The following is a 12,316-nucleotide window of genomic DNA, read 5'->3' on the forward strand; positions in this document are numbered from 1 at the left end:
TTATCAAATTCACCGAAAAAGTCGCATTTTTCAACATCTTTATCAGAAAAATAATAAGACGGCATTGAATCGAAAATAAAAAGGTTAATATAAAAATTAAGCAGTTCACATTCGGGACTATTAAGTTTTTCCGAAATACCCTTTGCATCTTCAAATCTATTTAAGTAGATGAGAGAGTCTATATAACAATATCTACAAAGATCTGTAATTTCGTCAGCTTTGAGTCCTTCATAATGAGTTATAAAGTCGTTAAAGCAACCCAATAAATAAAAATCAATTATATTGTTTAATTCTTCCTTCAAGTAAGCTTACACCCCACCTTTAATTACCTTTATTTCTTCCTCTGTCAAATCATAAAGCCTATAAACTAACTGGTCAATTTCTCGCTCTAAGCGGCTTGTGTCGGCATTGGGATTTTGTCGTTTAGCAGTGAGAATTTTATCTACTAGTGTTTCTATTTGTCTTACTATTGACTCGTTCGCGGGGGTAATGGGAGGAATAGGCAAATTTTCTAGAAATGATTTTTTATATCTGTAACCTTCTTCACCCAATCCACCACCAGCGTAATATTTTTTAAAAAAGAAAGTGACTGGTTTTGAATTTAATAAGCCACAGATATATTTTGTATTTTCTCCAGTCATTAGAAAACTTGTAGCTTCTACATAAAATCCATCTATATCAAGATAAAATTGTGGTTGTCTAACAATTTCAGAATAAACTACCTTTTCCTTTTCAAATTCAGGATAGTATGCACAATGGCGAAGCTCCCACATAAATGTTAAATCATTTATCTGCACACAAACCCCCTTTTTTTTTGATTATTTAACCATATAGATAGGGATTTGTAAACAAAAATTTAAGAGATGAATTTTTCGCACACAAGATAGGTTGGTTATAATATTAACCCAATTTTAATTTGAACATGCTATATTTTTTTGTTAGAATAATATATAAAGAGTGTAGGAGATATTTTTACCTTGAAATACATCTTTTTTATCATACTTATAGCTTTAATTTTAGCTTTATCTGGATGTGGTCAAAGGGTTGAACAAAAAGAAGTTACAAGAACTGAAAATGAAAATCAGCTAATAGGCAAATTAGCACCAGATTTCAAATTAAAAGATATGGCTGGTTTTGAAGTAGAGTTATCACAATATAGAGGAAAGCCCATTTTACTAGTCTTTTGGGCAACATGGTGCCCACATTGCAGGGTAGAAATGCCAGAAATTAATAAACTATACAGATCATTCAAAGAAAATGTATTGGTATTTGGAATTAACGTAGAAGATGAAGAAAGTAGAATTTTAAAATTTATCAGCGATTATCCGGTATCATTTCCTATTCTTCCTGATAAAGACGGGCAGGTAGCAAGGTTATACAAAGTTAATTCAATTCCAACAGTATTTTTTATAGCTCCATCTGGAGTTATAAAGGATGTAAATGTAGGCGAAACAAGCATAAATACAATTGAAAATTGGTTAAAGCCATATGCAAAGGAGGTAAAAGCAAATGGGAGATCAAATTAAAACCTTTTTACTCCTTGGACTTTTAAGCGTAATCTTGATCAGCATGGGCGGCCTAGTAGGTGGAAAAAGTGGCCTTCTAATAGCTTTCTTAATTGCATTAGGAATGAATTTTGTTTCGTACTGGTTTTCTGACAAGATAGTTCTAAAAATGACAGGCGCTAGAGAGGTATCAAGAGACGAAGCTCCAATCCTTCACGACATTGTAGAAGAACTCAGCTATAGAGCCAACATACCTAAACCAAGAGTATACATTACAGATGATCCCTCACCCAATGCCTTCGCAACAGGCAGAGACTCAGAACACGCTGCAGTAGCAGTGACAAGCGGTATATTAAGGTTGCTCAATGCAAGAGAACTAAAGGGAGTCTTAGGCCATGAAATCGGTCACATAAAACACAGGGACATCTTAATATCCAGCCTTGCGGCTGTACTTGCTTCCACTATAACCTTTGTAGCAGATATGGCTCGTTGGGCAATGTTTTTCGGGGTTGATAGGGAAAGGGATGACAACAACAATCCCTTAGCCCTTGTAGGAAGTATACTGATGTTAATACTTGCACCAATTGCAGCCATGCTCATTCAATTTGCAATCTCTAGATCGAGAGAGTTTTTAGCCGATGAAGAAGGCGCAAAGTTGTCGCGCGACCCGGATGCTTTAGCTGATGCGTTGGAAAAACTACACAGAGGAGTAGAAATGATTCCATCAGATACCTCCCCTGCTCTCTCTCATATGTACATAGTAAATCCGTTGCAAGGCGATTTTATTGCTAATCTCTTTAGCACGCATCCACCCTTTGAAGAAAGAGTAAGGAGATTAAGAAACATGAGAATTTACTAGTTTTTAATAAAATAAAAAAGGCAGGAGACAAAGTTGGATCAAGAAAAAATTAAAAGGGCAGTATACGATATATTGGTAGCAATCGGAGAAAATCCTGAGAGAGAAGGCCTCAAGGAAACCCCTGAAAGAGTGGCAAGAATGTATGAGGAAATCTTTTCAGGCATAAATGAAGACCCTATTTCGGTGTTAAATGTAGAGTATCACGAAAATACAGACGAAATGGTGCTCATAAAGGATATCCCTTTTTATTCTATTTGCGAACATCATCTCATACCCTTCATAGGTCGGGCACACGTAGCATATCTTCCCAAAGATGGCAGAGTGGTAGGACTTTCTAAGATTGCAAGAGTAGTTGATATTCTCTCAAAAAAACCTCAGCTTCAAGAAAGACTAACATCAGATATTGCCAAGACAATTATGAAGGGCATAAACCCTTTAGGAGTAGCAGTTGTTGTAGAGGCCGAACACCTTTGTATGAGCATGAGAGGAATTAAAAAACCAGGCCATACCACAGTAACCTCTGCCCTGAGAGGAGCTTTCAAGGCTTCTTCTTCTACCAGGTCTGAAGTTCTTAGCCTGATCTTTGGGAGAATCATATGAAGTTTAAAGCACGACACAAAAGTTTTGACCTAAGAAAAACTATTATCCTCGGAATTCTAAACGTTACCCCTGATTCATTTTATGATGGTGGTAAATGGGAAAATCCAGATATAGCCGTAAAGAGAGCCTTCAAGATGATTGAAGAAGGCGCAGATATAATAGATTTGGGGGGGGAATCTACAAAACCGTTTGTAGATCCTACCCCATCTGAGATTGAAATAAAAAGGATCTTGCCAGTTTTAAAAGAGCTAGTTAAAAATAATATACCCGTATCAGTCGATACTTATAAACCAGAAGTTGCAAAAATCGCCCTTGAAGAAGGCGCAATTATAATAAATGATATCTTTGGTCTTAGAACCGAAGGCATGCTCAATACAGTTGCATCCTTTAATCCCAAACCAGGATTAATTATAATGCACATGAAGAAAAACCCAAAGGAAATGCAAATTAACCCTGAATATAGTGATATTTTTAGCGAAATTTCAGAGTTTTTACATTCACAAGCACAAAAAGCTCTAAATAGAGGGTTTACAAAAGAAAACATACTTTTAGACGTTGGCCTTGGCTTTGGAAAGAGCGTTAAGGATAACCTAAAACTGTGCTCAAATTATGAAAGGTTTCTAAAAGACGGCTTTCTTCACATCATAGGACCATCCAGAAAGAGCTTTACTGGAGCAGTTTCAAATGGCCTTCCGACCGAAGAGAGGTTGCCTGCAACCATTAGTATGTCTAGTATATGCGTATACAAGGGTATACATGCACTTAGGGTTCATGATCCAAAAGAAATAAGATTTGCTTGCGACATGGCAGAGGAAATGAGAAAAGTAGCTATTTAATGCCATTTTCATTTTTGTCTCTTGGCTCAAACATCGGTTATAGAAAAGAATATATAAAAAAGGCAATAAGATTTTTAAAAAAAAATTGCTGTGAGGTCATCGCTGTCTCACACATATACAGCACCGACCCTCTTGAAATTACAGACCAACCGAACTTTGCAAACTGTTTGATACTAATCAAAACAAAACTTTCTCCCAAAGCTCTCCTTTATATATGCAAACACATTGAAAAGGAAATTGGCAGATTTGAAACTTTTAGATATGGGCCTAGGGTTATTGACATTGATATATTAAGCTATAATTATTATATAGGGAATAATGATATGATGGAAATATTAAATCTCTCTTACAAAATAGTTGAGAAGGACCTTGTTGTTCCACATCCAAAAATTGTGGAGAGAGATTTTATTAAAGCTTTGTTTAATGAAATTCTAGGTCGTTTTTATAAGAAATTACAAGGAGTGAACAGAGGGGATAAGATTGGCTACAGAACTAGTTGAAGTTAAGGTATTGGGCGTTACAATAGACCCTACCAATAATCAAACTGTCGTCATACTAAAAGAAATTGATTCGGATAGAGTTTTGCCAATATGGGTAGGGCCCTTTGAAGCTGGGGCTATTGCTATGGCAATAGAAAAAATAAAGCCCCCAAGACCTATCGCTTACGACCTTATAAGCGATATCATGCAAGTGTTTGACTTAAACGTTGTAAAGGTAATTATAGAATCTCTAAAAGACGGTGTATTTTACGCCCAAATAGTAATCTCTCAAAATGATAGAGAAGAGTATCTAGATTGTAGACCGTCAGACTCGATTGCAATTGCAGTAAGACTTCTTGCCCCCATATACGTCAAAAGAGATCTTTTCGAGTCATCGTCGGTAAGCTTCGTAAGAAAAGAAATTGATGATGAAGAGGAGGAAACCAAAAAGTTTAAAGATTTTATAAAAAACTTAAAGCCATCAGATTTCAAATGGCATTAAAGTGCTTAAAGTGTGCTTGTGTGGGGGGTGTTTTATTGTGTTTTCTTTGTTTAATCCTCCTTTTAAACGCTGACAATATAAAAAAATTTTATATATATCCTCAGATAAGTTCAAATCTACCAAAAGGGACAAGCTTTCAGTCGGCCAAAATTGGCTTAAACAAGATTACCTTATATAACGCAAATATTGGAAATGACTTCAAAGCAAAAAGGGTTGAGATTAGCTTTATTATATCTCTAATGCCCTTTAAGATAACTCCAACTGAAATTACACTATATAATGCCTCTTTAAATTTGTTATTTACTAAAAATAAAGGTTTTTCTCTACCAGAAGATATTTTAGAGGCCTTCACCCCAAAAGAAGGTGCTCCACCTGCAAACTTTATGCTAAACGCTTATAACTCCACTTTAATCATAAAAAATAGCACAGTTGTTCTTCCAGTAGTTGCTTTTGGTTTTGTAGAAAACAACACGTTAAATCTTAAAGCAATCTCAAATTCAGATCACCAAAATATAGAATGCACAGTAAAAATTGAGCCTGATAAAAAAGAATTTTTGTTCAACGCGCAAAATGTAGAGGCAAGAGAGCTTTTGCAATTCATTAATTTGGATAAAAGGATATCCATAAAATCAGGGAAAGTCTCAGGCGAGGGAAGTGTTATTCTATACAAAGAAAAGCCAATTACAAATATTTACATCTCATCAGAAAGTTTGACAACAGCTGTTGACAATAAAATTTTTAGCGGACCTCTCGATTTATACATCAATTATCCAAATTTAAATTTAAATTATTCCTCCAAACAATCTGACTTTGGCCCAATTAAAATAAGCCTATCTTATAACCTAGAATCTGACGGCAAGGCACAAATTTTTCTGCCAGATTATCCCTTAACCCAGCTGAAATCAAATGTAAGGGCCTACCTGTATACAGACAGCGTTAATGCACCATTTTTTTATGGCAAGTTTTATGCACCAAGCATGTCGTTTAACAATATTGAGTTAAAGAATGTAAGTGGCAATATAAATACAGATGGACTTTCGTCATATGGTAACTTAGAAGCAAGCCTTTTTGATTATCCCATTTTCGGAGGATATGCTACAAAGGGTGATAACGTAGCGTTTGTAGGAAATTATAGAAATGTAAACTTTAGCTTACACAAACAAGGAGACCTAGCTCAGATTGACGGAAATTTGCCTTTTAATAACAGACAAATTCATTTTAATTCTATTATAGATTTATCACAAAATCCCATAAACTTCTCTGGCACCATAGGATCAGGAAACTTTTCTGGCGAGATCGCTCAAGAAACCCTGTCATCTGAAATACACCTAAATCTAAAAGATTTTCTGGAAGTAGAAAGCGGCTCTGCAAACTTCAATTTGAAATACTCTTTAAATAGTGGTTTGAATTCAAAAGTTAGCTTCTCAATGTTAACTAGATATGGAGCTTCTTTAAAGGGAGCAGGGTCTATAACTTCAAAAAACCTGAATAACGTAGAGTTTGATATCTCTTTGTTTTCAGGCGCAAATACAGCTTATATCAAGGGAAACCAAAATAAATTCGTAGCAAGCGGCAAAGACATATCCCTTGACGCCTTATATCAACTTTCTCCTTTTACCCTTGAAGGAGAAAAGATAATCAAAAAGCCTTATTTAAAATTTTTATATAATATTGGAACAATAAGAGGATTTCCTAACCCCCCCTCAAACAGGATTTTATACCACGTGCTTTCGTTAGATCTAAACAAGGGCATTACAATACTTTCACCTGAATCGTATCTTTCGTTTTATCAGGATGTAATAAAAGATATCAAGCCTTATCATCCAAATACCTATCTTGAAGGTACCACGTCATTTGAAGTAAGTTACGATAATGGAAACTGGCAAGGAAAAGCAATTATAAAGGATTTCAATTCGAATTTTTATTCTTTTTCAAGCGCTAACATTAGTTTTCATGGCAACGACAATGAATTTTTTATTGACAGCGCACATCTTTACAAGGGCGGTGGAGAATTAAATTTTTCAGGCTCTATAGCTCCCGATTTAAATATCAGTGGAAAAACTATAAACTACCCAATAGATGCTGAAGGATTTAGTTTGCTTGCAGACTCTACTTTTAACATATACCACTCTAAGCTTACCACCACAGGTAATATAAACCTTACATCAAATAATATTTATTATAACGGTAAAAGCGGTGGAAAGCTATCAATGGATGTATCATTAGACTATCCCTTTCTTAAGGTAAACAACATCTCCTTAGAAAATGACGGACACATAGCAAACCTTAAGGGAACGTTGCCAATGAATAAAGAGGCACTAAAAAGTAATGAGACCGCTAACTTAAAGCTTTCAATATCAAATTCAAGCATAACACTGCTTTCATTTCTATTACCCAAGAATATGTCCATAAAATCATGTGAGGGAGATGTAAATCTTCAAGTATCAGGCAGCTTTGACTCACCAACTCTAAATGGAGATGCAAATATATCTAACATGTCGTTATTAGTAAGTGGCAGGGAAGTTAAAATAAAAGATTTTAGTGCAAAACTTGATGGGGATGCAATAAACATGACCGGATACATTATTGAAGATGGCGGAATAGCAAGTCTAGATGGGAAAATAAATGCCAAATCAAAAGATTTAGATATAAACGTTTTAGGAAAAAATTTCTATGTTGACGTTGGGAAAACATATAACGGCTTAGCAGATTTCTATCTGAATTTCGGAGGCAGTATATTTAATCCCGTGTTAAAGGGTAATATAAACCTTACAAGGGGACATATGGGTCTTGCTGAAGCTGCTGCCTCAGCTCTTCCCAACATCAAACTTGATCTCAACATAAACATTGGAAAAAATGTTTTGCTTCAAAATGACTTCTTTACTCTCTATCCAACGGGAGATGTCAAAGTTGCCGGAACACTAAACAACCCACTAATATTTGCCGATCTTAATGTCAATTCAGGAAGGATTTCGGTTTTCGATCAGCCATTTCAGATTACAAAAGGAGATATAAAATATACTCCCCTTAGTCACAGCGTAAATATTTTAGCGCAAACTAGCATATCAGAATATAAGGTATATCTTACAGTAAGTGGGCAAATAGAAAGCCCAAAACTTTCCTTTTCATCAATACCTGAACTAACTGAGTCGCAAATAATAGCTCTAGTTGGCACAGGTAAAAACCCAGTTGTTTACTCCTCAACAGTCGCAGCAATGTCTCCAATAGCTGCGGTGTCCCAAGCCCAGGGAATATTATTTGAACCAATAAAACGAGCATTAGGTCTATCCCGATTGTCCTTTGGTATGTCCGTCGACGGAAAACCGCAAATTTCTATATCAAAATCCTGGAACAAAAGGGTTTCAACATCTGTTACTTATACGCTTGAAGCAAAGCCTCAAGCTACTTATCAAGCAGATCTTCAGCTTTCAAAAACAACCTCTTTTGTTATGAAAAACTCAATTACAAATGACACGTCGCTCAATAGAGGAACATTTGTCGGTTTATACTATAGGTTTTCGTTCTAAGGCCTCAAAAAATTAACACATCCAAAATTCTATTTCTTCTTTGGTTCCTTTTGAGGAAAAAATTCCATCTTAAATTCAAATTTTGGATAAATCGTCGGCAATCTCAATATGTGATAGGTTCTTAACCCCATAGCAAGTCTTTCAAGCCAGGAAGAAGTAGGCCACCCTATATGAATAACTATCCTTTTATCTGGAAAACTTTCCTGCAATAAACCAAGCAGACCGTTTATACCACCATCAACGCCCCAAAAATGGTTTACCGGAATTATAAAGTGATTATTAGATATTCTCTCTGGTATTTTCTGTCGTGACATAAAAAACGTTACGTATATCTTCGAAGAATCATCAACCCTTTCAAAATTACGTTCCATAGGTCTCCTAAAGTATATGTGAATATTTGATATATCGTTTTCCTTTATGTAATTTATTACGTCTTGAGGTTTTTCAGTAGATACCTTTATAGCCTTATCAATATTCTTATTCTTTATAATAATAGTTCCAAATATCAAAAAGACAATCAGCGAAGATGTCCACAAAAGAGCGCCATCAGGTTTATCTTTAAGCAAAAATATAAAGCTACCTAAAAACAGTAAAAAAAGAAAACTATTGGTAATAATGCTTGTCGAGTACTCTTTTACATCCTCTCTACCTCTATACGCTCTATAAACTATAAGATTAAAAAGATTAATTACAAATGTAGCGACAAGACCAATTGCATACATCTGTGCAACAGTGTGTTGATTTCCAGATGTAACTAAAATTATCGAAATAAAGGCAACAGACATAATAATAATAATTCTATAAGCTGCGCCAAATCTATTTGTTTTAGTCAGCGGTGAAAACTTATACTTTTCCGCAACTCTATCTAAAAGCTCAACTGATGCTACCATAGCAGTATTTACAGCAAATATCAAAGTAACAGTCGCCAAGATTACAACCACTATCGCTAATGGCAAGCCACCAAGCATACGGGAGAAAAATGTGATAAGGTCCTCAGAGTGATTAAATGGGTCAGGCACCTGAGAAAGCGCAAGGGTTCCTATTAGAGGTATTATAATACCGACAGTCAACGCAAGCGTAATATATGCCTTTTTAATAGTCTTCCAGTTTTCCACGAGAGAGTGTGTTTGTAAAACAGATTCAATACCTGAAAATGCAAGTATAGTAGCCGACATATTAAAAGTGATGTTCATATAAGAGTTTATTGGGTTTGTATTGAATATCCCCTTTAAGCTATATTGATATGCGTTAATCAAGAAAGGTAAACCTGAACTAAAATTAAAGAGTCCAAGTATAGCAACATTCACAAGTATAATTGCTGCTGCTATAAATATAGAATAAGTTACCTTAACGTTTTCCTTGATACCTATAAGATTAAGAAAGGTAATGAATAAAATAATACATACCTCAAAAACCATCTTCAGTTCATGAGGAAATGCCAAAAGCGAGTGGATATTATCTATCGCAGAAACACTTGACATTGCAGCAGTAGTAATGTAGTCAACTATTATAGAGGCGACGGCTATAAAAGAAAAGGTCTGACCAAGAACCAGATATGAAAAGTTATATACACCACCCCCTTTTAGGTTATTTTTTTCAAGAATTTCCGCTACCTCAGTTAACGAAAAAGAATATAAAGTTACCATTGCAAAGGTAAAAACAAGGTAAAATAAAGCGTGTTCACCTATAAAGTGGAATGCTTCGCCAGGGGCGTAAAATATAGAAGTTAGTTCGTCCATCATCGTGATTACAGCAACCCCCATAAAGCCTAAGTAGAGCATTCCGCCTTTTTTATAATATAAAATCTTTTTCCTTTTAGTTAAATAGAATAGAGCAATTAAAAGTATTACGTTACAAAAAATTACAATCGATGCTTTCATTAAACCTAAATTTGTTATAGACAAATTAATATCAATCTCCCTAAATAAGATAAATATATGTATATTTTAACATTTAAGCTTTTAATATTAGTAAATGTATATCTTTTTCACAACTTTCCAGATTTTAAAATTTCAATAAATAATCTTAAACCCAATATACCTGCCAAGACAAAGCCCAAAAATCCTAATAATGGATAACCAAATATCTTAAAACTTGTTTGAAACTGAAATAACATTGATGAACCAATCATTAATGCAACAATTATCATAGCTAGACTAAGACGAGTGCTTGCTTTGTCCAAATGATTAATAAGACCTTCCAATCCCTTGTGATCAAACTTAATTGTAAGATTATCATCCCTTAATTTTAATAAAATTTCTCTTAAATTAGGTGGCAAATCTCTAAGAAATAAGGTTGCATCCTCTACTGCAAAAAAGAAGTCCTTATATACTTTAGAAAAATTAACCCTTTTAAACGTCAAACTTTTAATATGAGACTTCAGGTATTCTATCATGTTAAATTCTGGATAAAGTACTCTACCAATTCCTTCGTGAATTACGAGCGCTCTCAACATTAGTACTAAAGATGTGGGAAAACGAATTCTGTATTTTCTCATTATATCTAAAAATTCCTCTATTAGCGTTCCTACATTAAGTTCTTTTAATGGAACCTCATAATAACGTTCCAAAAAATCAAATAGATCAATCCTAAAATTGATCGTATCCTTTGGTACTGGAGCTATATTAAGACTTAATATAGTCTTTACCAATAAATCTACATCCTTATATAAAATGGCGTTTAAGATGTTAGTAATCCAATTTATGATGGAATCATCGAGAACGCCTACCATACCAAAATCTACAAAAGCCATTACATTTTTGGGTAGAAGGAATATGTTTCCCGGATGAGGATCAGCATGAAAAAAATGGCACTCGAAAATTTCTTTTAAAATGAAATTAGCACCGTTGAGAGCTATAGCTTTTTTGTCTATCTCTAAATTCAAAAGGTTATCAATTTCAGAAAGCTTATAACCATTTATATACTCCATTGTCAAAACTTTTGGAGCAGATAAATCCCAATAAACTTTCGGAAAATAAACCTTGTCGTCATTTCTAAAACATCTTCTAAAACGTTCAATGTTTCTACCCTCTCTAATAAAATCCATCTCTTTCCTAATAGTTTTAGCGAATTCTTCGACAATTTTGTCAGGTTCATAATAGCCAATTTCAGGAAAGTGTTTTTTTAATAATGAGGCAAAATCGTATAAAATCTTAATATCCAACTCAACAATTTTTTCTATTCCAGGCCTTTGAACCTTAACGGCTACTTCTTTGTCTTTATATACTGCTCTATGCACTTGAGCTAAAGAACCTGCAGCTATAGGAACCTCTTCAAAAGAAGTAAAAACTTCATTAATAGTTTTTTTTAACTGACTTTCTACAATCTCTTTTACATTTTCAAATGGAAATGGAGCAACGTTATCTTGTAATTTACTCAATTCTTTTATAAATTGAGGAGGCAGAAGATCTGGTCTACAACTTAATATCTGGCCAAACTTTATAAAAGTAGGGCCAAGTTCTTCTAAAACTAGCCGCACTCTTTCGGGCGTAGAAAGGCGCTCAACACCTCCCTTTTCTTTCTTAAAGATACCTTTTTGCCAAAATAAAAAGAATTTAAATCTTAATCGTTCTTCAACTTTATCAAGTAAATCTTCAAAACCATAACGAATTAATATAGAAAATATCTTGAAATATCGCTTTAATTCCCTATAACTCTTATCTAATTCAAAAAGGAACACAATTAACTATCTCATTTTTTCTAGGAGTTCTTCTTTTCTATGTCATCAAGTCTCTTTAAAATTTTTTCCATATCATCTTTAGTAGGTAAGCCCATTTCTGATACAGTCTTTTTAACAGTTTCAGAAACTATTTGCATTAACCTTTTTTCTTGCTCATCTACCTGTTTTAAAAGCTTATCTATCATCTTATAGTTCCCCTTTTTATAGACATTTATTCTCTCCACACTCCAAGGGTTTGAAACTACTCAGGAATTCCTTAAAATATGAATTTTCACTGAGTAATTTCATGGGAGCACTATTACACCCGTTTAGTCTCTCAAGGTACTGTT

Annotated in this window: 11 protein-coding genes and 1 pseudogene; 7 read left to right on the forward strand and 5 right to left on the reverse strand. The window is 34.4% G+C overall.

Annotated elements, in window-relative coordinates; all coding sequences use genetic code 11:
- The coding region (locus ACWIUX_RS02510; protein ID WP_448589150.1) for a hypothetical protein at positions 1–302 on the reverse strand (302 nt) is incomplete at its 3' end.
- A gap of 6 nt (positions 303–308) precedes the next feature.
- Positions 309–770 (reverse strand): annotated as a pseudogene (locus tag ACWIUX_RS02515) (TaqI-like C-terminal specificity domain-containing protein); the annotation flags it as partial.
- A 207-nt stretch (positions 771–977) separates the two neighbouring features.
- Here ACWIUX_RS02515 and ACWIUX_RS02520 point away from each other — a divergent pair.
- The 7 genes from ACWIUX_RS02520 to ACWIUX_RS02550 are packed head-to-tail and all read left to right on the forward strand — an operon-like array spanning position 978 to position 8,308.
- A complete protein-coding gene (locus ACWIUX_RS02520) occupies positions 978–1,526 on the forward strand; it encodes a TlpA family protein disulfide reductase (protein WP_448589151.1) in 549 nt (182 codons plus the stop codon).
- Positions 1,510–2,364 (forward strand): zinc metalloprotease HtpX, encoded by an 855-nt coding sequence (locus ACWIUX_RS02525; protein WP_448589152.1) that lies wholly within the window; start codon positions 1,510–1,512, stop codon positions 2,362–2,364. The genes ACWIUX_RS02520 and ACWIUX_RS02525 overlap by 17 nt, the downstream gene beginning before the upstream one ends.
- Before the next feature lie 33 nt (positions 2,365–2,397).
- Positions 2,398–2,964, forward strand: coding sequence for a GTP cyclohydrolase I FolE (folE, locus tag ACWIUX_RS02530; RefSeq protein WP_448589153.1), 567 nt, complete (start codon positions 2,398–2,400; stop codon positions 2,962–2,964).
- Positions 2,961–3,800 carry a dihydropteroate synthase gene (folP, locus tag ACWIUX_RS02535; protein ID WP_448589154.1) on the forward strand — a complete coding sequence of 280 codons (840 nt, stop codon included), beginning with the start codon at positions 2,961–2,963 and terminating at the stop codon, positions 3,798–3,800. The genes folE and folP overlap by 4 nt, the downstream gene beginning before the upstream one ends.
- A complete protein-coding gene (folK, locus tag ACWIUX_RS02540; RefSeq protein WP_448589155.1) occupies positions 3,800–4,300 on the forward strand; it encodes a 2-amino-4-hydroxy-6-hydroxymethyldihydropteridine diphosphokinase in 501 nt (166 codons plus the stop codon). Before folP ends, folK begins: the two co-directional genes overlap by 1 nt.
- Positions 4,281–4,781, forward strand: coding sequence for a bifunctional nuclease family protein (locus ACWIUX_RS02545; RefSeq protein WP_448589156.1), 501 nt, complete (start codon positions 4,281–4,283; stop codon positions 4,779–4,781). The genes folK and ACWIUX_RS02545 overlap by 20 nt, the downstream gene beginning before the upstream one ends.
- 35 nt (positions 4,782–4,816) lie before the next feature.
- Complete coding sequence (locus ACWIUX_RS02550; protein WP_448589157.1) at positions 4,817–8,308, forward strand: translocation/assembly module TamB domain-containing protein; 3,492 nt, start codon at positions 4,817–4,819, stop codon at positions 8,306–8,308.
- Between the two features lie 29 nt (positions 8,309–8,337).
- On the opposite strand, the gene ACWIUX_RS02555 is transcribed toward ACWIUX_RS02550, so the two are convergent.
- The 3 genes from ACWIUX_RS02555 to ACWIUX_RS02565 form a co-directional block, all read right to left on the reverse strand.
- Entirely contained in the window at positions 8,338–10,212 is a 1,875-nt protein-coding gene (locus tag ACWIUX_RS02555) for an APC family permease (RefSeq protein ID WP_448589158.1), read from the reverse strand.
- 83 nt (positions 10,213–10,295) lie between these two features.
- Positions 10,296–11,987 carry an ABC1 kinase family protein gene (locus ACWIUX_RS02560; protein ID WP_448589159.1) on the reverse strand — a complete coding sequence of 564 codons (1,692 nt, stop codon included), beginning with the start codon at positions 11,985–11,987 and terminating at the stop codon, positions 10,296–10,298.
- A gap of 20 nt (positions 11,988–12,007) precedes the next feature.
- A complete protein-coding gene (locus ACWIUX_RS02565) occupies positions 12,008–12,172 on the reverse strand; it encodes a phasin family protein (protein WP_448589160.1) in 165 nt (54 codons plus the stop codon).
- Positions 12,173–12,316: the final 144 nt, after the last annotated feature.

The organism is Thermodesulfobium sp. (assembly GCF_053498235.1).

Bases quoted from the DNA above. Each gene is read 5' to 3' on its own strand.
- ACWIUX_RS02525 (WP_448589152.1), top strand. From the start codon at position 1,510: ATGGGAGATCAAATTAAAACCTTTTTACTCCTTGGACTTTTAAGCGTA.
- folP (WP_448589154.1), top strand. From the start codon at position 2,961: ATGAAGTTTAAAGCACGACACAAAAGTTTTGACCTAAGAAAAACTATT.
- folK (WP_448589155.1), top strand. From the start codon at position 3,800: ATGCCATTTTCATTTTTGTCTCTTGGCTCAAACATCGGTTATAGAAAA.
- ACWIUX_RS02565 (WP_448589160.1), bottom strand. From the start codon at position 12,172: ATGATAGATAAGCTTTTAAAACAGGTAGATGAGCAAGAAAAAAGGTTA.